This is a genomic window from Sphaerisporangium melleum (assembly GCF_014646695.1).
GTDB lineage: Bacteria > Actinomycetota > Actinomycetes > Streptosporangiales > Streptosporangiaceae > Sphaerisporangium > Sphaerisporangium melleum.
On sequence record NZ_BMNT01000004.1, the window covers coordinates 98,255 to 123,466 of the forward strand.

The window sequence follows — 25,212 nt, forward strand, 5'->3', positions numbered from 1 at the left end:
TTCAAGTTCTGGTCAGGCTACGGTCCCCCCCTTCCCCGGTCAATGGCCCGACCATACTCCCGCCATAAGGGGCCCGGTCGGCCGGCCACGAGCCCCCGCCCGTCCGCGGAAGCCACCTGGGACACGCACGTAGGGCGCCGGCTTCGCCCTACGCCTCCCCACCGCCCGGCGCACCCACGAACCCGCGCCGGCGCGGATGCGACCAGAAGGCAGCGGATGCGACCAGAAGGCAGATGGGGCCGGAAGAGGGAGCCGGCGCTCAGCGAGGCCGTCAGCGCCTCTGGGGAGTCGAGCCTCCCAAAGCGCGGTAGGCCGTACCGAACCGGCGCGCGTGGCGTCCACCTCTTCGCGGTGAAGGTGTGCGACTCTGGCGCTGCCCTGGACACCAGGTCGAGCGGGTCGGTGCCCCCGATGAGTAGGTGGCCGGTGTCCAGGCAGAGCCATCACCACCAGTGGGCCCGCCCTGGCAGGACGCGCTTCTCCGGATGGGTGCCGACCGGACGCAGGTCGTCGCCGGCCAGATCCTTGCCGGTCCACTCCGGATGCTCGCCGGCCGCGCACGCCCGCTCGTCCGCGTCCTGGTCTCTTCCTTCGATCGCGGCCCGCCCGGCCCGCCGGTCCGGGGCGACCGGCCACTGCATCGGCTCGCCTCTGATGCCGCGCAGCACGATGGTCACGAGCGCCACCCCGAGGACGGCCGCCACCACCGCCACGCCGAAGATCACCACCACGATATGGCCCGGGTCCATGATTACCCCCCATCTCGGATGCATGCCGACGTTCATCGTCAAATGCGGCATATAACCCCTTCGCCCGACTTCTCCCCCGCGGACGCCACCCTGCCCCCACGAACGACCCAAAGATTGCCCACGACCACGCAAGCCCCGCGTCGGCACGCGGCCCCGTCGCGCCGTACCCTGCAACAGGACGGCGCTGAGCACGCCACACAACTGGAGGAGCACGATGCCCGGGTTCGACTACACCGACCTTCTCCCGCTGGGTCCCGATGAGACGGAATACCGTCTGATCACGGCGGAGGGGGTGCGGAAGGTCGAGGCGGCGGGCCGTACGTTCCTGGAGGTCGACCCCGAGGCGCTCCGGCTGCTCACCAAGACCGCCATTCACGACATCTCCCACTATCTGCGCGCATCCCATCTCGCGCAGCTCCGCAAGATCGTCGATGACCCCGAGTCCAGCGGCAACGACCGCTTCGTGGCCCTCGACCTGCTCAAGAACGCGAGCATCTCGGCCGGCGGTGTGCTGCCCATGTGCCAGGACACCGGCACCGCGATCGTCATGGGCAAGCGCGGGCGCCACGTGCTGACCGACGGCGCCGACGCCGAGCACATCTCGCGCGGCGTGTACGACGCCTACACCGAGCTGAACCTGCGCTACTCGCAGATGGCCCCGCTGACCATGTGGGACGAGAAGAACACCGGCGACAACCTCCCGGCCCAGATCGAGCTGTACGCCGAGGACCCGCACGGGCATCCCGACGAGTACAAACTGCTGTTCATGGCCAAGGGCGGCGGCAGCGCCAACAAGTCGTTCCTGTACCAGGAGACCAAGGCCGTCCTGAACGAGAAGCGGATGCTCGCCTTCCTGGAGGAGAAGATCCGCTCCCTGGGCACCGCCGCCTGCCCGCCGTACCACCTGGCCGTCGTCGTGGGCGGCACGAGCGCCGAGTACGCGCTGAAGACCGCCAAGTACGCCTCCGCGCGCTACCTGGACTCCATCCCGACCGAGGGTTCGCTCTCCGGCCACGGCTTCCGTGACCTGGAGATGGAGAAGAAGGTCTTCGAGCTGACCCAGAAGCTCGGCATCGGCGCGCAGTTCGGCGGCAAGTACTTCTGCCACGACGTCCGGGTGATCCGGCTGCCCCGCCACGGCGCCTCCTGCCCGGTGGCCATCGCCGTCTCGTGCAGCGCCGACCGGCAGGCCCTCGCGAAGATCACCCCTGAGGGCGTCTTCCTGGAGAAGCTGGAGACCGACCCTGCCCGCTTCCTGCCCGACACCACCGACGAGCACCTCTCGGACGACGTGGTGCCGATCGACCTCAACCGGCCGATGGCCGACATCCTCGCCGAGCTGTCGCGCTACCCGGTCAAGACCCGGCTCTCGCTCAACGGCCCGCTGGTCGTCGCCCGTGACATCGCGCACGCCAAGATCGCCGAGCGGCTGGACGCCGGCGAGGAGATGCCGCAGTACCTCAAGGATCACGCGGTCTACTACGCCGGACCGGCCAAGACACCCGAGGGGTACGCGTCGGGGTCGTTCGGCCCGACGACCGCCGGTCGCATGGACTCCTACGTCGAGCGCTTCCAGGCCGCGGGCGGTTCCATGATCATGCTCGCGAAGGGCAACCGGTCCAAGCAGGTCACCGAGGCGTGCAAGACGCACGGCGGCTTCTACCTCGGCTCGATCGGCGGCCCGGCCGCCCGGCTCGCGCAAGACTGCATCAAGAAGGTCGAGGTCATCGAGTACCCCGAGCTCGGCATGGAGGCCGTCTGGAAGATCGAGGTCGAGGACTTCCCGGCCTTCATCGTCGTCGACGACAAGGGAGACGACTTCTTCCAGGACGCCAGTGGCCCCGTCCTCACCATCGGTCGCCGAATCTGACCAAATCTGACCGAAGATCTCAACAGAGAATCGGCATGGCCTCTACAGGCGGCGATGAACAAATCGGTAAGCTGCCACCCATGCGCGCGCCGGCCGGATACGAGCTCGCCTCGCGATACCGGCTGGTCGAGCCGGTGGGGCGAGGCGGCATGGGCACCGTTTGGCGCGCCCACGACGGTCTGCTGGACCGTGACGTGGCTGTCAAGGAGGTCCGGCTCCCCCTCGTCCTGGACGAGGAACTGCGGGCCGAGCTGTGCGCCCGCACCGAGCGCGAGGGCCGGGCGACCGCCATGGTCGCCCACCCCTCGGTCATCACGGTCTTCGACGTCGTCACCGAGGACGACCGTCCCTGGATCGTCATGGAGCTGCTCCACGCCCGCTCGCTGGAGGAGCTGGTCAAGCAGCACGGGCCGCTGCCCCCGCGGCGGGTGGCCGAGATCGGCCGCCAGGTGCTCGGCGCGCTGCGCGCCGTCCACGCCAAGGGCATCCTGCACCGCGACGTCAAGCCCAGCAACGTCCTGGTCACCGAGGACCGCGCGGTGCTCACCGACTTCGGCCTCGCGGCGCTCGAAGGGGACGCCTCCATCACGCAGGCCGGCATCGTGCTCGGCTCCGCCGGCTACATCGCGCCCGAACGCGTCCTCGGCGACCGCGCCAGCCCGGCCGCCGACCTGTGGTCGCTCGGCGCCACCCTGTACACCGCCGTGGAGGGCCGCGGCCTGCACGGCCGGCGCAACGCCGCGGCGGCGCTCGCCGCGCTCACCAGCGGGCAGCCGATCCCGATGGAGCACGCCGGGCCGCTCGCGCCGATCCTGAGCGGGCTGCTGCAGATCGACCCGAACGCACGGCTGGACGGCATGCGCGCCTCACTCATGCTCGCCCGGGTCGCCGCCGGCGGCTCGGCCGAGGAGCCGCTCGGCGGACCGGCGCACCGTACGGGCCGGCCGACGCACGGGCAGGCCGCCCCCGGGACGCAGCCCGGCCCGCCGCAGGGGCCGCACTCGCCGGGCCTGTACGGGGGGCACCCGAACACCGGCCAGGAGCGGGCGACGCGTCCCCAGGACCGCGACACCGGGCGCACGCGGAGCTCCGGGAACGTCTGGAACGGCGCGCCCGACCGCAAGGACCGGTACGACCGGGACAACGCGAACGACCGCGACCGGCGGGACGGCACGAACGGCCGGAACGGGCGTAACGCCGCCGACGACCGCAACGGCCGGCCGGACAGGAGCGGCCGGGCCGACTGGAGCGGCGCCGACGGAGCCGATCGGGCACCACGCGACAGCGGCACCGGGAACGACGCGTACGACGGAGCGCGCGAGGGCGGCGGCCGGGTGTCGACGTCCCCGCGCCGGCCGGGTCATCGCGGGCAGCACCGCGCCGACGCGCGGCCGGACCGCGCCTTCGCCACGCCCTCGGACGCCTCGGCGCAGGTGCCGCAGCCGCGCGGGTCGCGCAGGTCCGCGGAGGGGATGCACCGCAAGCCGGCCGACCCCGGGACGGGCCGCAGGCGGGCCGCGCAGCCCAATCCGGAGCTGAGCCAGGTGATCCGCCAACTGTCGGAGATCGTGCGGATGGTGCTGCCGCGTCGCTTCTGGCCGAGGAATTTGGGCAAGTAACTAGAAAGCCAATCACAAGGCACTATCGCTATCTTCTTAGTCATGCCCGAACAGCAGAAGCGGCTGATCGCCGATCGATACGAGCTGATCGCCGCCCTCGGCCGGGGAACGATGGGCACGGTGTGGCGGGCGCACGACCGCCTGCTCGGCCGTGACGTCGCCGTCAAGGAGATCCGGCAGGATGCGGGTCTGAGCACCGAACAGCGCGATGAGCTGCGCGAACGCATGATCCGCGAGGGCCGGAACGCCGCGAAGATCGTGCATCCGTCGGTGGCGACCGTCCACGACGCCATCCTCGTGGACGGCAGCCCGTGGATCGTCATGGAGCTCGTCGAGGCCAGGTCGCTGCAGCAGGTGATCGACGAGGAGGGGCCGCTGCCGCCGCGGCTGGTCGCCGAGATCGGGCTCGACCTGCTCGGCGCGCTCGGGGCGGCCCACAAGCAGGGCGTCCTGCACCGCGACGTCAAACCCGGCAACGTGCTGCTGACCGACACCGGCCGGGTGGTGCTCACCGACTTCGGCATCGCCAAGTCCGAGGGCGACAGCAGCATCACCAGGACCGGCATGGTCATCGGCTCCCCCGGCTACACCGCCCCCGAGCGGGCCCGGGGCGACCACACCGGCCCCGAGTCGGACCTGTGGTCACTCGGCGCGACGCTGTACTTCGCCGTCGAGGGACGGCCCGCCTATGAGCGCGCGACGGTCGGGGAGACCCTGGCCGCGCTGATGACCGAGCAGGCCGACCCTGCGGCCCAGGCCGGGCCGCTGCGCCCGGCGCTGGAAGGGCTGCTGGAGAAGGACCACACCAAGCGACTCGGGTTCGACCTGGCCGTCGCCATGCTCCGCAGGGTCGCCAAGACCCCGTCCAGCGCCTCCCCGCCGCCGTCGTCCACCCCGGCGTCCCCGCCTTCCTCGTCCACCCCCGCGTCCACGTCTGTCCCCTCCTCGCCCACGCCCACGTCGTCGGCTCCCTCGTCCGTTTCCGCGCCCCCGGCAGCGTCCTCCGCCGACGCAGGTCCCTCCTCCCCATCGGCCGCCGGCCGCGGCCCGTCCTCGACGCCCGCGGGTCCGCGTACGTCCCGGCCGTCGCCGGCCGCCTCGGCCCCGCGTCCGGCTCCGTCCGCCTCGCACCCGGACAGCGGCCCGAGCGGCGCGGCGGCCGGGCCGTCCCGTCAGGGGCCCGCCGGCGAGGACGCGGACGCGGAGCAGACCATGGTGGTGATCCGCCCCAAGGGCGGTCTGCGCATCCCCGGATCGGCCTCCGACGCCGATGAGGACGCGCTGAGCACCATGGTCGGCGGCCTGCCCCCGGTCCCCGCCACCGACCCGAACCCGTCCCGGCCGCCGCGCCCGGGCCAGGACACCGGCCCGTCCCACCAGCGACCCGCACGCCCCGGACCCCAGCCCGGAAAGGGAGCCCCGCACGCCGGGCCATCGCCATACGGACGGCCCTCGGGGTCCGGGCCGGGACGTGCACCCCACGCGGCCATACCGGACACACCGCCGGCCGGCCCAGACCGCGCGCACGACACCGGCGGCAGGTACGCTCCCGGCCGCCCTGGAGCCCCGCAGGCGTACGCCCCGGGCGGTCCTGGAGCCTCGCAACCCCCTGGGGCCGGATCCGCGGCCAACGGGGCGTACGGGGCGACCGGCACCGCCGGTGGGCCGTACGCGGACGGCTTCCCGCCGGACAACGGGCTCGGCACCGACCTGTTCTCGCTGAGCACCCCGCCGAAGGGCGGCAGCCGCGCCGGGATCATCGTCCTGGCGGTGGTCGCCGTGCTCGGCCTGGTCACCATCGTCGTCCTGCTCGCCGCCGCGATGTCCGGCGGCGACTAGCGCGGCGACCGACGGGGGGAAATACGCGACGTCGTCTCGGTCTCGTACCCGCCTGCCCGGCACGCCCGGAGGGTGGCAGAGCAAGACTGGGGGCATGGAGGAATTCCGGATCGAACATGACTCTATGGGCGACGTGCGGGTCCCGGCGGCGGCCAAGTGGCGGGCACAGACACAACGGGCGGTGGAGAACTTCCCAATATCCGGGCGCGGCCTCGAACCGGCCCACATCGCGGCGCTCGGGCTGATCAAGGCCGTGGCCGCCGAGGTGAACGGCGAGCTCGGCGTGCTGCCGCCCGACATGGCGGAGGCGATCTCGGAGGCGGCGACCGACGTCGCCGAGGGCGAGTGGAACGACGAGTTCCCGATCGACGTGTTCCAGACCGGTTCGGGCACGTCGTCGAACATGAACGCCAACGAGGTGGTCGCCACGCTGGCCGAGAAGCGCCTCGGCCGCCCGGTGCACCCGAACGACCACGTCAACGCCTCGCAGTCGTCCAACGACGTGTTCCCCACGTCGATCCACGTGGCCGCGATGGTGGACGTGGTGTACGAGCTGATGCCGGCGCTGGACCACCTGGCGGTCGCGCTGCGGCACAAGTCGGTGGAGTTCGACACGCTGGTCAAGGCGGGGCGCACGCACCTGATGGACGCGACCCCGGTGACCCTCGGCCAGGAGTTCGGCGGGTACGCGACCCAGATCGAGAACGGCGTCGCCCGGCTGCGTTCGGCGCTGCCCCGGCTGGCGGAGCTGCCCCTGGGCGGGACGGCGGTGGGCACCGGCATCAACACCCCGCCGGGCTTCGCGGCCAAGGTCATCGCCAAGCTCAGCGAGGCCACCGAGCTGCCGTTCACCGAGGCGCGCGACCACTTCGAGGCGCAGGGCTCGCGGGACGCGCTGGTCGAGTTGTCCGGGCAGCTCCGGGTGATCGCCGTCTCACTCAACAAGATCGCCAACGACCTGCGCTGGATGGGGTCAGGGCCGCGCGCCGGGCTCGGCGAGATCAACCTGCCCGACCTGCAGCCGGGGTCCTCGATCATGCCGGGCAAGGTCAACCCGGTCGTCCCCGAGGCCGTGTGCATGGTCGCCGCCCAGGTGATCGGCAACGACGCCGCCGTCACCTTCGCGGGCGCGGCGGGCGGCTTCGAGCTCAACGTGATGATGCCGGTCATCGCGCGCAACGTGCTGGAGTCGGTCCGGCTGCTGGCGAACGCATCACGGCTGCTCGCCGACCGCTGTGTGCACGGCATCACCGCCAACGCCGAACGGCTGCGCGAGTACGCCGAGTCCTCGCCGTCGATCGTCACCCCGCTCAACCGGCACCTCGGGTACGAGGAGGCGGCGAGCATCGCCAAGCAGTCGCTCAAGGAGCGCAAGACCATCAGGCAGGTCGTGATCGAACGCGGCCACGTGGCGGCGGGCAGGCTGACCGAGGACGCCCTGGACGCCGCCCTCGACGTCCTGTCCATGACCCGCCCACCCAAGGACCCCGCCACACCGGACACCACCTGACCGGCGGTTTCGTGGTGGAGTCCACCGGATCGAGACGTCGAGGCGCTGTTCGCCGCCGGCACCGCGCTCCACGATGGGCCCGGGAGCCGGCGAGCGGCCGGCTCCCGGGGACGACGGGCGGCGCGAGTCAGTCGTCGATCTGGGTGGGGAGGTAGCGCTGCTGGATGGCGTGGGCGAGGCGGATGAGGTGCCGGCCGCCGGGCAGGCGGGTGGCCACGCGGACGAACAGCGAGCGCCGGGGCACCAGCGCGCCGGGCTCGGCGCTCGGCTCGACCCGCACCCGGCCGCTTCGGCCGAGGTCCAGGACGAACCGCAGGTCCGACTCCTCGCCGTCGACCCGCAGGCGGGGCACCCACACGCCCGGCGCGATGTGGCCATCGCCCGGGAAGCGGCGGATGCCCACCCTGGCGACGAGCTGGCCGGGGTAGCGGCCGGGGACGCCGGGCTCGACGAGGGCGGGCACGGTGACCACCCGCGACCGGTTGGCGAGCTGCCGCAGCACCAGCTCGGCGGGCGGTCCTCCGCTCGGCGGCACGTACGGGACGGGCAGGACGACGAAGGCGCCGCCGTCCCGGTGGGTGACCGCCGCGCCCGGCGAGACCAGGACGATCGACTCGGCGAACGATCTGGGCTGGACGCACACGCTCAGCTCCCGCTGCTCCGACCAGCAGGGGATGACGAGTTTGCGCGGCTCGCCGGCGAGCACGCCGACGCAGCTCAGTTGCGCGCCGCGGTGCCCGGCGACGCGGGTGCGGGCGTGGTGGGCGCCGCTGTGCATGCGAACGTGCACCTCCCACTCCCCCGATCGCAGTGGCCGGCCCAGCGCGGCCGTGCCGACGTCCAGCCGGGCGCGCCCGACGGCCCACAGGCGCACCTTGTCGCCCTCCTGGGACCGGCACACCTCGCCGGCGACCGGCAGGAAGAAGATCAGGCCGTATTCGGCGTGCCGGATGTAGACCTCCATGCGGGCCCGGTCCACCTGCCCGGTCACGTCGGTCACCCGCGCCGGCAGGGTGAGTCCCTGCAGTGGCGGTGTCCACAGCAGCCGGTCGCCGTCGGCCCGGTAGGTGACGGGTGTGCCCTGCGCGTCCACGATCTCGACGGCCAGGTCGAGCAGCAGGACGCCGTCGTCCCAGCGCACGTCGCGCAGCTCGGCGCGCAGCGACATGCCCCTGGACGCCTCGTGAAGGGCCACCAGGCGCCCCAGCTCGCCGTTCCTGAGCAGAGCGGCACGGGCGCGCAGATGGACCGGCAGATAGGCGTCCAGGGCCTCGGGAAAGCGTTCCAGGGTCAGCTCGCGCAGGGCGGCGAACAGTGCGGCGCGCTGGTCGGGGCGGGCGGCCGGCAGGTGGCGTCCGCCGAGCGGCCGCAGCACGCCGGTGCGGAACCACTGCGCGTACAGGCGCTCGCGCAGCTCGCCCGGGCCGGTGTGATCGTCGATCACCGCGAGGACGGCGCGCAGGCCGGCCGCGTGCCCGGCCGGGTCGGGGAACCGCTCGGGTTCGGCCCCGACGTGGCAGCAGACCTGGTCGGCGAGGATCGTGGTGACCTTGGCGGTGAGGTACGCCTTGAGGACGAACGCCTGCTCCGACAGCTCGGGCTCGACCTCCGGGAAGCGGATCTCCCGCGCGTCCAGGAAGGTCTTGCGGAACAGCTTGTGCGCCGTGGGCACGGTCAGCAGGCGGTCGCGCAGCACGTCGGCGCGCTCGACGTTGCGCGCGAACGCCCGCGGCGGGGGGTTGTCCCCCTGGACGAGCCGGCCGACCAGCACGTCGGCGTCGGTGTGCGCCGCCGCCCGGTACATGACCTCCAGCGCCACCCGCTCCAGGCGGTCGCGCTGCCCGAGCAGGAAGACGTACTCGCCCCGCGCCACCGCGAGCCCGACGTTGCGCCCGCGGGTCGGTGTGCCGGTGGGTTCCAGGTGCAGCACGCGGACGTTGGGCCGTACGGCGGCGACGGCGTCCAGGCGCTCACGGGTGCCGTCACCGGAGCCGTCGTCGGCGAAGATCAGTTCGTACTCGTCGGACGGCATCGTCTGCTCCAGCAGCGAGCGCACGCACGCGTCGAACGCGTCGTCGTCCGTGCCCGGCTCCGACACCGGCACCACCACGCTGACCTTCACACCCATGCGGCCAGCGTGGGACGTTCACCGCCCTAACGTGGTCAGGCTTGCCGAAACCTCGAACAACCCTGACCAGAAGTTCGCGCGCATCTTGACCGGCCGGCGATCACGCGGGCTTGGTCAGTACCAGCCGACGGACTGGGAGTGGCCCCAGGCGCCGCAGGGGGACTTGTAGCGGGCGGCGATGTAGCCGAGCCCCCACGCGATCTGGGTGGCGGCGCTGACCTGCCAGTCGCCTCCCGCGCTCGCCATCTTGCTGCCGGGGAGGGCCTGGGGGATGCCGTAGGCGCCGCTGCTGCGGTTCATCGCCCGCTCGTTCCAGCCGCTCTCCTTGTCCCAGAGCTTCTCCAGGCAGCCCCACTCGCCCGCCCAGCCGCGGGCGGCGGCCATCTGCTGGCCGAGGGCCTTGTTGCTGCCCGGGTTGGGCTTGGAGCCGGGCGGGAAGGCCGCTGGGTTGAAGCCGCCGCCGCCGGGCGCGGTCTTGACGATCTTGACGGTGCCGAGGTCGGGGGCGGACTCGCCGCGGGCGGCCTTCATCTCCTTCGCCCGGCGGGCCTGCGCGGCCACGGCCTTGAGCGCGTCGGCCTCCGGGTCGGGCGCGAAGGGGTCGCCCATGCGGGTGAGCTCGTCGAGCGACAGCGGCGTGGCCGGGGTCGCGGCGTTCTCGCGCATGGTCTGGACGGTGAAGACGCCGAGCGCCGCGACCACGGCGAGCGAGAGGCCGATAACGAGGACCCTCTTGGGCGTCAACCAGGACTTGCGGGCGGGCCGGACCTCGGTGCGGCCACGCGGCGGTGGCGCGGTCTCCTGCGCCTCGTTCCGCCGGCCTCGCCCGTCACGCCTGTCTCGCAGCTCCTGACCTGTGCTCACGGCCTATGAGCTTGCCGTGACCAGGGGGGTGGTGCGCAACCCAAACGGAAAAGTAATTCGCCGGTAATCTGACCAACCGGCGAGTAACGTGCGCTTTCCCAGCCTGGTGTGATTTTGGTCACATACAGCCGTCGATCCGCCCTCCAGACCCCCGAGCCGGAGGGCGGCGGAGCGGAAACCCGCCCCTGACGGCACGTCCGCACACCGGACCGTGGCCCGGCCGATCGACCGGACCTCGTCTCGCGGAGGAACGGGACGCGGTACGGGGTGCGGACATGATCCAGCCTGGTGGACTACTGTCGTGGTCCCATCGGCGGCGTGTCACATTTCCGTGACACAGCGAGGTAGCCGCTTTCGGGAATAATGTCACTTTCCGCCATAATGTGCGGATGGCCGGCATCCTCCTCGTGGAAGACGACCCGTCGGTCCGCACGGGCCTTGAGCTGGCCCTGACGCGGCAGGGACACTCCGTCACCTCCTACGCGACCGGCGAGGAGGCGCTCGACCACGTACGCGCCCGCCGCCCGGAGATCGCGATCCTCGACGTCATGCTTCCCGGCATCGACGGCGTCGAGGTCTGCCGCCGCATCCGCAGGCTCGACTCGCTGCCCATCATCCTGCTCACCGCCCGCGGGGACGACCTGGACGTGGTCGTCGGGCTGGAGGCCGGCGCGGACGACTACGTGGTCAAGCCGGTGGAGCCGCGCGTGCTCGACGCGCGCATCCGCGCCGTACTGCGCCGCCTGGAGTCGGCCTCCTCCGACCGCATCACCTTCGGCGACCTGGTGGTGGACCGCGGCGCGCTCAAGGTCACCCTGGGCGAGCGCGAGATCCACCTCACCCCCACCGAGCTGCGTCTGCTGCTGGAGCTGGTGCGCCACCCGGGTCAGGTGCTCAACCGCCGCCACCTGCTGCGCGCCGTCTGGGACCACAACCACGTGGCCGACTCCCGGCTGGTGGACGCCTGCGTGCAGCGCATCCGCGCCAAGATCGAACCCGTGCCGGCCGAGCCGGTGTACATCCACACCGTGCGCGGCTTCGGATACCGCTTCAGCCCGCCGTGACCCCCGGCCGCCGTCCGACCGGCCTGCGCGGCCGCCTGGTCATCACGTTCGTCCTCGTCGCGATGACCGCGTCCGCCCTGGTCGCGGGGATCGGCTACCAGCTCGTCCGCCGGGCGCTGCTCGACCGCGCCGAGACGAGCGCCGTCGAGGACGTACGCGACGTCCTGCAGCGCATCTCCCTGCCGCTCGGCACCAGCGACCTCGTCTGGCCCGCCGACGGAGTGGTCACCGACGCCGACCTCACCGAGCTGGCCGAATCCCTGAGCGGACCGGACCGCCAGGTGATCCTCAAGTACGGCGACCGGGAGCGGCTGAGCTCCGGGACGACGTTCGGGCTGGACGACGTCCCCCAGGACCTGCGCAGGCAGGCCACCGGGCGCGTGGCCCGGCAGCGGCTGCTCATCGACGACCAGCCCTGGCTGCTGATCGGCACCCAGGTCCACCGGCTCAGCCGCACCGGCGTGGTCCGGCCCACCGGCATGACGGTCTTCGTGTTCGTGTCGCTGAAGGAGGAGGAGGGCGTGCTGGGCCGGCTGCGCACCGCGCTCGCCCAGGCGTCCGGGATCACGGTGGCGGTCGCGCTCACCGTGGCGCTGGTCTCCGCGCGCAGCGTCCTGCTGCCGGTGCGCAGGCTCGGCGAGGCCGCCCGCGCCCTCGGCGCAGGCCGCCTGGACACCCGGCTGCCGGTCCACGGCCGCGACGAGCTTGCCGCGCTGACCGCGACCTTCAACGACACCGCCTCGGCCCTGGAGGAGACCGTGTCGGAGCTGCGCGCCCTGGAGGCCATGTCCCGGCGCTTCGTCGCCGACGTCTCCCACGAGTTGCGCACGCCGCTCACCGCGATGACGGCCGTGACCGACATGCTGACCGAGGAGGCCGGGAACCTGCCTCCGGACGCCGGCAAGGCCGTGGACCTGGTGGTCCGCGAGATCGACCGGCTCCGGGTGCTGGTCGAGCAGCTCATCGAGGCCAGCAGGTTCGACTCGGGTGCGGCGGTGCTGACCAGGGAGAACGTCGATGTCGGCATGGCGCTCGCCGACAGCCTGGAGATCAGGGGCTGGACCGGGCGAGTGCGCCTCGACGTGCCGCGCGGGCTGTCGTTCTCGCTCGACCCGCGCCGCTTCGACGTGATCGTGGCGAACCTCGTGGGCAACGCCCTGCATCACGGCGCTCCGCCGGTGACCGTGCGCGCGCGCGTCCTCGCGGGCGGGCTGGAGGTGCGGGTGCGCGACCGGGGCAAGGGCATCCCGCACGATGCCCTGCCGCACGTCTTCGAGCGCTTCTACAAGGTCGGCGCCGGGCGGGCGCGCAGCGAGGGCAGCGGGCTCGGCCTGGCCATCGCCAAGGCCAACGCCGAGCTGCACGGCGGCACGATCACCGTCAGGCCGGCCGACCCCGGCACGCAGTTCACGGTCTGGGTCCCGCGCCCATGACGGCGCACCGGACCCCGCGCCGGCAGGCGGCGGCCGAGGCCATGGCGGGACGTACGCACGGAGAGCCGGCGCGACCGGCGGCACGGCGGCGAGGCATGACCCGCCTGGCCCGCCCGGCGCGACAGGCGGCCCCCCTGGCCCGCCTGGTCCGCCTGGTGTGGCCGTGGGGCATGACCCGCCGGGCGTCCGCGTTGGTGCTCGCCGCGTCCGTCCTGGCCGGGACGGCGTCCTGCGGTGTGGACGCGACCGGTGTGGTGGACGCCGGGCCCGTGCCGGTGATCAGCGCCAGGGGGTCGGTCGCCAGCGTGTACCTGCTGCGCGGCGAGCGGCTGTCGCCCAAGCAGGTGGCCGTCGCCTCCAGCGTGGCCGAGGACGTGATGCGCACCCTGTTCGAGGTGAGCAAGCAGCCCGGGCCGGGCCTCACCTCGGCCGTGACCGGCTTCCGGCTGGAGCAGGCCGCACTCGGCCGGTACGGGGTGGACGGGGGCGTGCGCAACGACCCGGAGAACCCGATGGGCCTGCGGCTGCACGTGATCGTCAACGGGCCGGACCGGCTGAGCAGGACGGGGATGGCCCAGATCGTCTGCACGGCGCGGCTGCGCGAGGAGATCTGGGCCGTGAAGATCACCCAGACGACGCCGAAGGGGCCGCTGGCGCTGGGCGAGCACACCTGCCGCGAGTACCACGACCTGGCCGCGCCGAACGTCAACCTGCCCCCGTGAGCCGACCGGCCCGCGTCGCCGGCCCTCCGAACCGGAGGAACCGCCGCGACCGGGGCCACCCGCTCGACTTGTGCGGGGACCGAGGCGGCATCGACACCTCCCGGACCTGTGCGTGGCCCCTCGCCGCCCGTGAAGGGGGTCCGAGGCACGCCTTGTCGTCCCCGGTCGTATGGACGCGTCTCCGCGCTCACGGGCGCGAAGGGCTTGAGGTCCTCACCATGCGAGCAGGTCCGCCCGCGTACCGTTCACCGCGCGGCAAGGCCGGCCGGGCCTGGATCCGTCACCGGAGGCACGCCGGACGACCGGCCCGCGCGGGCGGGCCGGTCCGGAGATGATCAGCCGGGGAACCCTCAGACCGTGATGTCCTCCAGCATCTCGGTCACCAGCGCCGCGATCGGCGAGCGCTCGGAACGGGTGAGCGTGACGTGCGCGAACAGCGGGTGGCCCTTGAGCTTCTCGACCACGGCGACCACGCCGTCGTGCCGGCCCACCCGCAGGTTGTCGCGCTGGGCGATGTCATGGGTGAGCACGACGCGGGAGTTGGCGCCGATGCGCGACAGCACGGTGAGCAGGACGCCGCGCTCCAGCGACTGGGCCTCGTCCACGATCACGAACGCGTCGTGCAGCGACCGGCCGCGGATGTGGGTGAGCGGCAGGACCTCCAGCATCCCCCGGTCGAGGACCTCGTCGATCACCTCGGGCGTGGTCACCGCGCCCAGCGTGTCGTACACCGCCTGTGCCCACGGGCCCATCTTCTCGTTCTCGGAGCCGGGCAGGTAGCCGAGGTCCTGGCCGCCGACGGCGTACAGCGGGCGGAAGACGATGACCTTGCGGTGCTGCCTGCGCTCCAGCACGGCCTCCAGGCCGGCGCACAGCGCGAGCGCCGACTTGCCGGTACCGGCCCGGCCGCCGAGCGAGACGATGCCCACATCGGGGTCCATGAGCAGGTCGAGGGCGATGCGCTGCTCCGCGGAGCGGCCGTGCAGGCCGAACACCTCGCGGTCGCCGCGCACCAGCCGGACCGACTTGTCCGGCAGCACCCGCCCGAGGGCCGAGCCGCGGGCCGACAGCAGCCGCAGGCCGGTGTGAGTGGGCAGCTCCCGGGCCTCCTCGTGCTCCAGGGTGCCGCTGTCGAACAGCGTCTCGACGTCCTCGGTGGTCACCTGGAGCTCGGCCATGCCGGTCCAGCCGGACTCGACCACGAGATCGGCGCGGTACTCCTCCGCGGCGAGCCCGATGGAGGCGGCCTTCACGCGCATCGGCAGGTCCTTGGAGACCAGCACGACGTCGTGGCCCTCGGCGGCGAGCGAGCGGGCGACGGTGAGGATGCGGGTGTCGTTGTCGCCGAGCCGGAATCCGGCCGGCAGGATGGCGGGGTCGCTGTGGTTGAGTTCCACTCTGATCGTGCCCTCGCCGATCGGCATGGGCTCGTCCAACCGGCCGTGCCGTACCCGCAGGTCGTCCAGGAAGCGCAGCGCCTTGCGGGCGAAGTAGCCCAGCTCGGGGTGGTGGCGCTTGGCCTCCAGTTCGGTGATCACGACGATCGGCAGGACGACGTCGTGCTCTGCGAAGCGGCTCATCGCCGCAGGGTCGGCCAGCAGGACAGAGGTGTCCACTACATAGGTGCGCCTCGATGGCGTGAGGCTGCTACCAGTAGCGGACGGGTTGCTCGAGGACACTGCCACGCGTTCTCCCCCGGGCGCCAGGAGTCAGCGCCCTGCCTATGAGGTGGTGAGCGGACCGGGTCCGATCATGCGCCTCCACCTGGGCGAGGCGACGCCGGAGCCCGGCCCTCCTCGTCGTTAGGCGACGCAAGGGCGGACCCTCTCCCGAAGTAGGCCGTATGGACTGCCTACTCCCTACGGTACGTCGTGGACGCCCCTTACCCAACAGCCCGACCAGGGCTGATAGGGGGTGTTCACGGGGTGTTTCAGTTTCCGTACCGCCTGTGCCGCGCGGCGTAGGCTCGCAGCGCCCGCAGGAAGTCGACTCGGCGGAAGTCAGGCCAGTAGGCCTCGCAGAAGTAGAACTCCGAGTGGGCGCTCTGCCAGAGCAGGAATCCGGAGAGCCGCTGCTCTCCCGAGGTCCGGATGAGGAGGTCCGGATCGGGGAGGCCGCGCGTGTAGAGATGCTCCGCGATGTGCTCCACATCGAGGACCTCGACGATGTCCTCGATGCTCGCGCCCTTGCTGGCGTGCTCCTGGAGGAGGGAGCGCACCGCATCAGCGATCTCACGCCTTCCTCCATACCCAACCGCAACGTTCACAATCAGCCCAGGACGCCGTGATGTGACTTCTTTGGCATCTTTCAGGATGCGAGCGGTGCGATCGGGCAGGAGGTCGAGGGCGCCCATCGGGTTCACCCGCCACCCGCCGGCCACCAGTCCACGCACGGTGTCCTCGATGATCTCCATGAGCGGGTCGAGCTCTTCCTTGGCCCTGGAGAGGTTGTCATTGGAGAGCAGCCACACCGTGACGATCTCCACCCCGGCCTCGCGGCACCACTCCAGCAGCTCGGAGATCTTGTCCGCGCCCTTCTGGTGGCCGTGGCTGACGTCGCGCAGCCCCATGGCCCTGGCCCAGCGCCGGTTGCCGTCCACGATGACGCCCACGTGACGGGGGATCTGGTCCGGCGAGAGCTTCTTCTCCAGGCGGCGCTCGTACAACCGGTACACGAGATCACGCACGCCCACTGGAGACCTCCCCTTCGCGGCCCGTCCGCCGTCGGACGTTGACAACACGCAATTATCACGCCCCCGGACGCCTGCCCGCCCCCCGATTGGGTTGCCGTTGACCCCCCGAACGAGGAACGGCAAGCGTCTGTGTTGCTTTTGCCTCGCTCCGCTCGGCGGCTCGTGGCGTCCGGCCGGGGAGGTCAGGAGAGGCGGGTGAGCAGGGTGTGGTACTCGTCCCACAGTTCCTTCGGGAGGTGGTCGCCGAAGGTGGCGAAGTGGCCGGGGATCAGCTCGGCCTCGCGCTTCCAGGCCTCGCGGTCCACCGAGAGCAGGGTGCGCAGGTCGGCCTCGGAGATGTCGAGCCCTTCGGTGTCCAGGGCCTCCCGTGCGGGCACCAGCCCGATCGGGGTCTCGACCGCGCCGGCGTCACCGTTCAGCCGCTCGACGATCCACTTGAGCACCCGGCTGTTCTCCCCGAAACCCGGCCACAGGAAGCGGCCGGAGTCGTCCTTGCGGAACCAGTTGACGTAGTAGATGCGGGGCAGCCTGCCCGGCCCGGCCATCGTGCCGATCTCGAGCCAGTGGGCGAAGTAGTCGCCCATGTTGTAGCCGCAGAAGGGCAGCATCGCGAACGGGTCGTAGCGCAGCTCGCCCACCGTGCCCTCGGCGGCGGCGGTCTTCTCCGAGGCGACGTTGGCCCCGAGGAACACCCCGTGCTGCCAGCTCAGCGACTCGGTGACCAGCGGTACGGCGGTCGCGCGGCGCCCGCCGAACAGGATCGCCGAGATCGGCACGCCCTTCGGGTCGCGCCACTCCGGGGCGATGATCGGGCACTGGCTCGCGGGCGTGGTGAAGCGCGCGTTCGGGTGGGCGGCCGGCTCGCCGGACTCCGGCGTCCAGTCGCGGCCACGCCAGTCGATGAGGTGCGCCGGGGGCTCCTCGGTGAGCCCCTCCCACCACACGTCGCCGTCGTCGGTCAGCGCCACGTTCGTGAAGATGCTGTTGCCCCACAGCGTCTTGACCGCGTTGGCGTTGGTCTTCTCGCCGGTGCCCGGAGCCACGCCGAAGAACCCGGCCTCGGGATTGATCGCATGCAGCCGGCCGTCCTCGCCGAAGCGCATCCAGGCGATGTCGTCGCCGATCGTCTCGACCCGCCACCCCGGGATGGTCGGCTGGAGCATGGCCAGGTTGGTCTTGCCGCAGGCCGAAGGGAAGGCCGCGGCGACGTAGCGGGCCTGCCCGTCCGGCGGGGTGAGCTTGAGGATGAGCATGTGCTCGGCCAGCCAGCCCTCGTCGCGGGCCATCACGCTGGCGATGCGCAGCGCGTAGCACTTCTTGCCGAGCAGCGCGTTGCCGCCGTACCCGGAGCCGTAGGACCAGATCTCCCTGGTCTCGGGGAAGTGGCTGATGTACTTGGTCGTGCTGCACGGCCACGGCACGTCCTCCTGGCCGGGCGCCAGCGGGGCGCCGACCGAGTGGACGGCCTTGACGTAGTCGCCGCGCTCCTCGATCAGCCGCAGCGCCGGCTCCCCCATCCGGGTCATGATCCGCATGGACACGGCCACGTACGGAGAGTCGGTGATCTCGACGCCGAGCTGGGAGATCTCACCGCCGAGCGGGCCCATGCAGAACGGCACGACGTACATCGTGCGCCCGCGCATGCAGCCCGCGAAGAGCCTGCCGAAGGTGGCGCGCATCTCCGTGGGCGCGATCCAGTTGTTGGTCGGCCCCGCGTCCTCGGGCTTCTCCGAGCAGATGAAAGTGCGGTCCTCCACCCGGGCGACGTCACCCGGGTCGGACGTCGCGAGAAAGCTGTTCGGACGCCGGGCGAGACGGGTGAACGTGCCCTGCTTGACGAGGAGGTTCGTCAGGCGGGTCCATTCGCCCTCCGAGCCGTCGCACCACTCGACGCGGTCGGGACGGGTCAGCTCGGCGATCTCCCGGACCCAGGCTGCGAGCTCGGCGTGGGTCGTGGGGGCGGTCATCTGAACGGAAAGCGACACGGACCGGGCTCCTTACTCTCAGGCCAACATCATCAACGACCGGCCGTCGTCGAATCCAATTGGCTTAGACCAGTCGGGAAAAGAAGTCCCACGGAGTCTCCAAAAAAGGAGATCCGTGCCACCTATTTCCATACCGAGTCGCGCCGATGAATTCGCACGGCCGTCGCCGCCCCTGCACACTGCCCACGTCCGCGGCGTCATAACGGGGCGGGCAGCGCGCTGGTTTCCGGGGAGTTTACGCACATTGCCGAGATTTGGAGCGTATGGCGCGGGCCGGCGGATCCGCCTTCCACCGACCCCGGGAAGCACAATTGGTATAGGCCACCGAGAATGGTCTAGTCCGGTCGCACGAATGGTTCAGTCCAATTTCACGGGCCGACGTCCGGGCCGGCGGAGCGCACCCGGTCGACGTGCTGGAGCGCATCGCGCAGGTCAGCGAGCCAGGTGTCGGTGTGCGCGCCGACCAGGCGTACGCACCAGGCGAGGGCGTCGCTGCGGCTGCGCGCGACCCCGGCGGCGACCAGTGTGTCGAGCACGCGCCGCTCCTGCTGCCTGAGCCGGGTCATCACCGGGACGGACAGAGTGGTGAACATCACCGTCCGATCCCCGGCGGCGACCCCCCAGGACACCTTCCTGCGGAAGCGGCGCTCGGCCTCACGGGCGATCTCGATGCGCCGCTCGCGGGTCTCCTCCCGGAACCGCTGGATGCTTCCCTCCAGCAGCGCGTCACGCTCGGCGTCCGAGGCCTCCTCCGGCGCGGCCGGCACGGGCAGTGTCCCGATGATCGCGATCTCCTCGCGGTCGAGCACGAACTCCTGGTTCCCGGAGAACCACGCCTCGGGCAGCCGTCCGGTGAACCATGACACGATCACTGATTCTTCTGTTTCCATGTAATCAGGATTACACCCTCCTAGATCCACCTCAAGAGGAGAACCAGGATCAGTTCTTGACACCTTCATGTTTTTGAGAGCTACTATCAATTCATGCCAACCGTCACTTCATCGCCCCGCCGGTGGTGGGCCCTCGCCGGCCTGGTGCTGAGCGTTCTGGTCATCGGCCTCGACGCCACCGTGTTGAACGTCGCGCTCCCCACCCTCGCCGTCGAGATCGGCGCGAGCACCGGCGACCTGCAATGGATCGTCGCCGCCTACCTGGTGGTGTTCGCGTCCCTGCTGCTGCCGGCCGGCGCCCTCGGCGACCGCTTCGGCCGCAAGCGCGTGCTCCTCGCCGGGCTCGCGGCCTTCGGCGTGGCCTCCGCCGTCGCCACCTATGTGGACGACTCGGGATGGCTCATTGCCATGCGGGCGCTCATGGGCGCCGGCGCCGCGGTCATCATGCCGCTGTCGACGTCGATCCTGCCGAGCCTCTTCCCCGCGCACGAGCGGGCCCGCGCCATCGCCGTCTGGACCGCCGGCATGGCCCTCGGCCTGCCACTCGGGCCCATCGTCGGCGGCTACCTGCTGGACCACTTCTGGTGGGGCTCGATCTTCCTGATCAACATCCCCGCGGTCGCCCTTGCCCTCGCCGCCGTGGCGGTCCTGGTGCCCGAGTCACGCGCCCCGGCGGCCGGGCGGGTGGACCTGCCGGGCGGGCTGCTGTCCATGGCCGGGCTCGGCGCCTTCGTGTACGGGATCATCCAGGCCCCCGAGGACGGCTGGGGAGACCCGGTGGTCCTCGTCGCCGTCATCGGCGGCCTCGCGATCCTCGCCGCGTTCGTCCTGGTGGAGACCAGGTCGAACGCGCCGATGCTGGACCTCGGCCTGTTCCGCCGTCCGGTCTTCCTGTGGGGGTCGATCGGAGCGACCATCGTCTCGCTGGCCATGACCGGCGTCCTGTTCGTCGTCCCGCAGTACCTCCAGGCCGTCCAGGGCTTCGACGCGATGCAGACCGGCCTTCGCGTCGTTCCCATGGTCGCCGGGCTGATGGCCGGCGGCCTCACCGGTGAACGGCTGCTCGCGCGGGCCGGGCTACGCCTCCTGATGACCGCCGGCCTCGTGGTGATCGCCGCCGGCCTCGGCATGGGCGCCCTGACCGGCACCGGCGACGGATACGGCTGGACCGCCGCCTGGCTCGCGGTCTCCGGCGCAGGAGTCGGCCTGGCCATGGTGCCCGCCATGGACGGCGTGCTCGCCACTCTCCCCGAGGACCGCACCGGCGCGGGCTCCGGCGCCCTGCAGGCCGTCCGGCAGGTCGGCGGCGCGGCCGGCGTGGCACTGGTGGGCAGCGTGCTGTCCGCCCTGTACGTCGCGCGACTGCCCGCGGGGGCGCCGGAGGCGGCGCGGGACTCGGTCGCGGTGGCCGTCCGGCTCGGCGACCCGGCGCTCACCGCCGCCGCGCACAGCGCCTACGTCGACGGCATGGACGGCGTCCTCGCCCTGTGCGCCGTCCTGTCCCTGGCCACCGCCGTCGTCATCGCCATCCGCCTGCGCCCCGCCGGAAAGGACACCGCGGCCACCCGGGAGGAGAGCGCGGGCGGGACGTTGACCGCCCGTTCCCCGGATCGCGCCACAATTGACGGATGAGCTCACCCGCGCATACCGAGCAGCGGCACCTCGGCCTCCGCGAACGCAAGAAGGCCAAGACCCGGCGGACGATCCAGGAACATGCCCTGCGGCTGTTCACCGAACAGGGCTACGAGAACACCACCGTCGAGCAGATCGCGGAGGCCGCGGAGATCTCACCGAGCACGTTCTTCCGTTACTTCCCCACCAAGGAAGACACGGTGATCCAGGACGAGTACGACCCCATGATCGCCGAGGCGTTCCTCGCGCAGCCCGCCACGCTCACTCCGCTCGCCGCCATGCGCGCGGCCGTCCGCCAGGTCTTCGGCCGGATAATGCCCCAGGACGAACAGACGATCTTGCAGCGCTCCCGGCTCATCTGGTCGATCCCCTCCCTGCGGGCCCGCCAGGTGGACGGTCAGGTCGCCGCCATGACCATGCTCCGAGAGGTCATGACGCAGCGCACCGGCCGCTCTCCCGACGACTTCCACCTGCGCGTCCTCGCCGGCGCGATCGCCGGCGCCTGGATCGCCGCCATCGAGACCTGGATCGAGTCCGACGGCGAGGAGTCGCTCGCCGACCTCATGGACCGCGTCCTGGTCCTCCTCGAAGAGGGCCTCCCCCTCTGACGCGTGAACGGACTCCGGTCGGAGGGGGGCAGCGGACCGTCATCGCCGGGGTGGCGGCCGCCGGGTGTTCCGGCGGCGCGCATCGGCCCTTGCCGGCCGGCACGCCAGGCAGGGAGTCGGCCAGGGCCGTGCTCAGCTTGGTGAGAGGCCCACCAGTTCGACGTCTCCGGTCATGAAGGCGGTGAGGAACCGCTCGCGGCCGACGAACTGGAAGATCTGGTCGGCGTACGCGCCGCTCTCGGCGTAGCCCAGCGTGGTCTTCCTGACCGGCGCCACCACCTGCCCCTCCACGCCCGCCATGAGCCGTGTCGTGGACGCTGCGCTCCTGTTGTCGATCATCCAGTTGAACACCTCCCTGGTGATCACCTCGATGAAGCCTTCCTTGATCACCATGGGCCTGCGCACCTTCTCCACCTGTGCGCGGAAGTTCGGATGGATGAGGCTGTGCGCCATCTCGTGGACGATCGTCTCGATGGTCTCCCAGCGGGACTGCGACTCCGGCCGGTCGGTCCTGAACTCGGTGACCAGCCCGACACCGCCGCCGTCGGCGTGGGAGTTGGAGCCGATGTGCTGGAAGAAGTACACCGCGAGCTTGCGCATCGAAGGATCCCCGGTGATCCACTGGCGGAGCATCTCGAACAGGAAGAGCCTGTCGTCCGAGCGCATGGAGTCGTATCCGGCGAGAGTGAAGACCGACTTGCCCGTCGAAGTGTCCTCACCGGCCACATAGGCCCGGTTCATCAGGTGCTTGACCAGATCCTGCTCGGTCGGCATCGTCGCCGTCTTGTCGTAGATCTTCGAGAAGTAGTCGAACCCGGTGAAGAACGGACCGTCCCCGCACGCCGCCGCGTAGGGCTGCAGCGTCTGCCAGGCCACGGCCTGGGCGAGCCGCGCGATCAGACCGAGATCCTCCCAGCGCTGGAATCTCCGTTCCTGCCCCTGCTGACGACGCCATTGCACGGCATGGTTCACCAGGAGGTTCTGCAGCTTCGGCAGGAGCTCCTTGCGGAGCAGCTCCTTGTCGAGCGGCGGGGTCTGCCCGCTGGAGGCACCGGGCCCGCTCTGGGCGGTGGAGGCAGAAGGCGGGGGCCCGTACAGGGCGGCGGCCTGCTGCCGCACCTGGTCGGGAAGCCGCTGCACGTTCGCCTTCAGCGCCGCCCGCAGCCACCCGGTGCGGCCGAGCACCTGGAGTTCGAACTCGCGGCGATCGGGAGCGGGCATCACCGGCTCGGCGGGGATGTTCCCCACCAGCCAGGTCAGCGCCGCCTTGAAATCGAACCCGGGGACGGCGTCCTGGTTCACGGCCAGCAGATTGGCCGCGTACAGCACCCACAGGCGCAGTTGCGTGTCGGTCAGTTTCTGTGCGAGGGCGGGGTCGTGACCGGCGACCCGGTAGATGCTCGCCAGCCGCGCCGTCACTTCCTGGTCGCTGAGGACGAGCACGTCACCATGCTTGACCTTGACCTGGAGCGGCGGGAGATCCAGCGTCCGGTTGACCGGCTGATCGCGCTGGACGACCGCCAGAGCGTCGTCCAGGGTGGGGTTCTTCGGGAAGGTCACGCTTCCTCCTGCCGCCGGCCATTGGTACGTTCCATCAAATCCGGTCGGCACCGGAATTGAGCTAACGATTCGGCCGCACTCCCACAACCCCTCCCTTTTAGCCCTCCGAACACAAGCACCGGCGTGCCGGTGTCATGAACGCCGGACATTTCAGCTACCCAAGCATGTCCACTTAGACCACATGACGGTGATTCGCGGCATTTGCGATGAACGTCCACTTCTTCGCGAGCGGTGGACCATTTCGCGTCCGGCGCGCCGGCAAAAGGCCTGCGTACCCCCGCGCCGCCACGGTGCGCGACAGTCCTGCCCGGCGCGGACGGGTTCGCCTCTCACCCAGGGGCACCGCACGGCGGAGTACGGCGCGAAACGGTCACCCGGAACGGTGCTCGGACCGTCCCCGCGTCCTCGGGCGTCGTGTACCGCCATCGCGCCCAGACGGTCTTGCCGGGACCACCCGGCAGCGGCGTGACGCCGTGGTCGTCGGTGAGCGCGGCCACGATGGCCAGCCCGCGCCCGTGCGTGGAGTCGATCCCGAGGTCGAGACGGCGCGGCATCTCCGTCCCGCGATCGGTCACCCACAGGAACAGCTCCCCCGCCCCGCCCCACATCGACACCCTGACCGGCGCCGCGCCATGGGTGATCGCGTTGGCCAGTAGTTCACCGACGACCAGTTCGACGTCGTCGGTCAGCCTGGACAGCTCCCACTCGCCCAGCGTCTCCTTGATCAGCGCCCGCACCCGGCCGACGGCCGACACGTCGCCCTCGATCTCCAGGCCGGCGGCGGCCCACAGCCCTTCGTCCGTCTTCTCCGGTGTCATCCGCACTCCCTCGTCCTCGTGGTCGGCGGGCAGGGCAACCGGGCCATCCGCGTCGTCCGTTTCCAGCCCGGACGGCAAGTCGGGCATATTCTCCACAGCCCGCTGCATTCGGATGAATTCCGTCGGCACGGCGAATGCGGAGACCAATCAGTATCCAGACCACGGTACGACGGAATTCCACAATTCTCCGGCACCCCTCCCATGTTCATGACCAGGGTCCTAGGCTGCCCCCGAAGCCGCCGCGCATACCTGGAAAGGTGACGGCGGCACCGGTCCGGTGAACATTCGTGAGCGCACGAGAGGGCAGGGCGATCATGGTGAACGGCAACCGCATGACACCGCTCGAATTCTTCGCCAGGGAATTGCGGCAGGCCCGCGAGACGGCCGGCCTCAGCCAGGCGCAGCTCGCCACCGCCGCCGTCGGCTACTCGCCGTCGTTCGTCGCCATGGTCGAGACCGCCCGCCGCGTCCCCAAGCCCGACTTCGCCGAACGCTGCGACCGCGTCCTCGAAACCAACGGCATCCTCACCCGCCTCGCCCAAGACCTCGTCTGCAAGGCCATGCCCCCCGAATGGCTGGGCAAGTGGCTCCAGATCGAGGCATCCACCACTTCCCTGCTGTCCTACGAGCCTGCGCTGGTGCCCGGCCTCTTGCAGACCGAGCCGTACGCACGCGAGGTAATCGCCACCTCGGGCAGGACCTATGACGTCGACGATCACGTCGAAGCGCGGCTCGCCCGCCAGCGCATTCTGAACGCGGATGAGCGACCGATGCTGGTCTTCATCATGGACGAAGGCATCCTGCACCGGCCGGTAGGTGGAGCTCAGACCATGCACGACCAGCTCACGCGTTTGCTCGCCCTCGCAGAGCGTCCTGACGTCGTCATACAGATTGTGCCGCTGGAAACCGGTGCCTATTCTGGCCTTGCCGGAGGCTTCGCCATCGCTGATTCCTCTGGAAGGGAGATCGTTTACATAGACAACGCCTTGAGCGGCGATGTCGTGGAGCACGCGCCAGAGGTAGCGATCATGCGACGCCTCTGGGAATCCCTCCGAGCCGCAGCGCTACCGATGAAACAATCTCTCGAACTGATGACAAAGGTGGCAGAGACGTGGAAATCAAAGATCTGAACTGGCGCAAGTCCTCCTACACCAGCGGCAACGGCGGCAACTGCGTCGAGATCGCCCCTCTCCCCGGCGGCATGGCGGTACGCGACAGCAAACGCCCCA

General features: G+C 71.0%; 20 protein-coding genes. 11 read left to right on the forward strand and 9 right to left on the reverse strand.

Features of this window, described 5'->3' with window-relative positions:
• Positions 1–443 precede the first annotated feature (443 nt).
• Positions 444–749, reverse strand: a complete 306-nt coding sequence (locus IEY93_RS04635) for a hypothetical protein (RefSeq protein ID WP_189161693.1) — start codon at positions 747–749, stop codon at positions 444–446.
• Positions 750–963: 214 nt separating this feature from the next.
• Between IEY93_RS04635 and IEY93_RS04640 the strand changes: the two genes are divergently transcribed.
• The 4 genes from IEY93_RS04640 to IEY93_RS04655 all read left to right on the forward strand — a co-directional run bounded on the left by IEY93_RS04640 (position 964) and on the right by IEY93_RS04655 (position 7,587).
• Positions 964–2,619, forward strand: coding sequence for a fumarate hydratase (locus IEY93_RS04640; protein WP_189161694.1), 1,656 nt, complete (start codon positions 964–966; stop codon positions 2,617–2,619).
• A gap of 80 nt (positions 2,620–2,699) precedes the next feature.
• Positions 2,700–4,238 carry a serine/threonine protein kinase gene (locus IEY93_RS37840; protein ID WP_229690857.1) on the forward strand — a complete coding sequence of 513 codons (1,539 nt, stop codon included), beginning with the start codon at positions 2,700–2,702 and terminating at the stop codon, positions 4,236–4,238.
• A gap of 42 nt (positions 4,239–4,280) precedes the next feature.
• The gene (locus IEY93_RS04650) at positions 4,281–6,077 is read left to right on the forward strand and encodes a serine/threonine-protein kinase (RefSeq protein ID WP_189161695.1); all 1,797 of its coding nucleotides are present in this window, start codon (positions 4,281–4,283) and stop codon (positions 6,075–6,077) included.
• Between the two features lie 94 nt (positions 6,078–6,171).
• Entirely contained in the window at positions 6,172–7,587 is a 1,416-nt protein-coding gene (locus tag IEY93_RS04655) for a class II fumarate hydratase (RefSeq protein ID WP_189161696.1), read from the forward strand.
• 127 nt (positions 7,588–7,714) lie between these two features.
• On the opposite strand, the gene IEY93_RS04660 is transcribed toward IEY93_RS04655, so the two are convergent.
• Both IEY93_RS04660 and IEY93_RS04665 read right to left on the reverse strand, forming a co-directional pair.
• Positions 7,715–9,715, reverse strand: coding sequence for a glycosyltransferase family A protein (locus tag IEY93_RS04660; RefSeq protein ID WP_189161697.1), 2,001 nt, complete (start codon positions 9,713–9,715; stop codon positions 7,715–7,717).
• Between the two features lie 114 nt (positions 9,716–9,829).
• On the reverse strand, positions 9,830–10,579 hold the full coding sequence (locus IEY93_RS04665; RefSeq protein WP_229690858.1) for an aggregation-promoting factor C-terminal-like domain-containing protein: 750 nt from the start codon (positions 10,577–10,579) through the stop codon (positions 9,830–9,832).
• A gap of 389 nt (positions 10,580–10,968) precedes the next feature.
• Here IEY93_RS04665 and IEY93_RS04670 point away from each other — a divergent pair, with 389 nt between their 5' ends.
• The 3 genes from IEY93_RS04670 to IEY93_RS04680 all read left to right on the forward strand — a co-directional run bounded on the left by IEY93_RS04670 (position 10,969) and on the right by IEY93_RS04680 (position 13,798).
• Positions 10,969–11,643 carry a response regulator gene (locus IEY93_RS04670; RefSeq protein WP_189161698.1) on the forward strand — a complete coding sequence of 225 codons (675 nt, stop codon included), beginning with the start codon at positions 10,969–10,971 and terminating at the stop codon, positions 11,641–11,643.
• Positions 11,640–13,076 carry a sensor histidine kinase gene (locus IEY93_RS04675; RefSeq protein ID WP_229690859.1) on the forward strand — a complete coding sequence of 479 codons (1,437 nt, stop codon included), beginning with the start codon at positions 11,640–11,642 and terminating at the stop codon, positions 13,074–13,076. The genes IEY93_RS04670 and IEY93_RS04675 overlap by 4 nt, the downstream gene beginning before the upstream one ends.
• A gap of 95 nt (positions 13,077–13,171) precedes the next feature.
• Entirely contained in the window at positions 13,172–13,798 is a 627-nt protein-coding gene (locus IEY93_RS04680) for a hypothetical protein (protein WP_189161699.1), read from the forward strand.
• A gap of 350 nt (positions 13,799–14,148) precedes the next feature.
• Here the strand turns inward: IEY93_RS04680 and phoH2 are convergent, their stop codons facing one another.
• The 4 genes from phoH2 to abmR all read right to left on the reverse strand — a co-directional run bounded on the left by phoH2 (position 14,149) and on the right by abmR (position 19,341).
• Entirely contained in the window at positions 14,149–15,477 is a 1,329-nt protein-coding gene (gene phoH2, locus IEY93_RS04685; RefSeq protein WP_189161813.1) for an RNA 5'-3' helicase PhoH2, read from the reverse strand.
• 251 nt (positions 15,478–15,728) lie between these two features.
• The gene (locus IEY93_RS04690) at positions 15,729–16,490 is read right to left on the reverse strand and encodes an isoprenyl transferase (RefSeq protein ID WP_189161700.1); all 762 of its coding nucleotides are present in this window, start codon (positions 16,488–16,490) and stop codon (positions 15,729–15,731) included.
• 182 nt (positions 16,491–16,672) lie between these two features.
• Positions 16,673–18,457 (reverse strand): phosphoenolpyruvate carboxykinase (GTP), encoded by a 1,785-nt coding sequence (locus IEY93_RS04695; protein ID WP_189161814.1) that lies wholly within the window; start codon positions 18,455–18,457, stop codon positions 16,673–16,675.
• Between the two features lie 386 nt (positions 18,458–18,843).
• A complete protein-coding gene (abmR, locus tag IEY93_RS04700) occupies positions 18,844–19,341 on the reverse strand; it encodes an ATP-binding transcription factor AbmR (protein WP_229690861.1) in 498 nt (165 codons plus the stop codon).
• A 117-nt stretch (positions 19,342–19,458) separates the two neighbouring features.
• On the opposite strand from abmR, the gene IEY93_RS04705 reads away from it, so the two are divergent.
• Positions 19,459–20,997 carry a DHA2 family efflux MFS transporter permease subunit gene (locus IEY93_RS04705; RefSeq protein ID WP_189161702.1) on the forward strand — a complete coding sequence of 513 codons (1,539 nt, stop codon included), beginning with the start codon at positions 19,459–19,461 and terminating at the stop codon, positions 20,995–20,997.
• Positions 20,994–21,605, forward strand: coding sequence for an acyl-CoA-like ligand-binding transcription factor (locus IEY93_RS04710; protein WP_189161703.1), 612 nt, complete (start codon positions 20,994–20,996; stop codon positions 21,603–21,605). Before IEY93_RS04705 ends, IEY93_RS04710 begins: the two co-directional genes overlap by 4 nt.
• 132 nt (positions 21,606–21,737) lie before the next feature.
• On the opposite strand, the gene IEY93_RS04715 is transcribed toward IEY93_RS04710, so the two are convergent.
• On the reverse strand, positions 21,738–23,165 hold the full coding sequence (locus IEY93_RS04715) for a hypothetical protein (RefSeq protein WP_189161704.1): 1,428 nt from the start codon (positions 23,163–23,165) through the stop codon (positions 21,738–21,740).
• A gap of 329 nt (positions 23,166–23,494) precedes the next feature.
• Positions 23,495–24,070 carry an ATP-binding protein gene (locus tag IEY93_RS04720; protein WP_189161705.1) on the reverse strand — a complete coding sequence of 192 codons (576 nt, stop codon included), beginning with the start codon at positions 24,068–24,070 and terminating at the stop codon, positions 23,495–23,497.
• Between the two features lie 200 nt (positions 24,071–24,270).
• On the opposite strand from IEY93_RS04720, the gene IEY93_RS04725 reads away from it, so the two are divergent.
• Both IEY93_RS04725 and IEY93_RS04730 read left to right on the forward strand, forming a co-directional pair.
• Positions 24,271–25,113: a helix-turn-helix domain-containing protein gene (locus IEY93_RS04725; protein WP_189161706.1), complete on the forward strand. Its 843-nt coding sequence runs from the start codon at positions 24,271–24,273 to the stop codon at positions 25,111–25,113.
• A partial coding sequence (locus IEY93_RS04730; protein ID WP_189161707.1) for a DUF397 domain-containing protein occupies positions 25,095–25,212 on the forward strand: 118 nt, incomplete at its 3' end. The genes IEY93_RS04725 and IEY93_RS04730, both read left to right, overlap by 19 nt.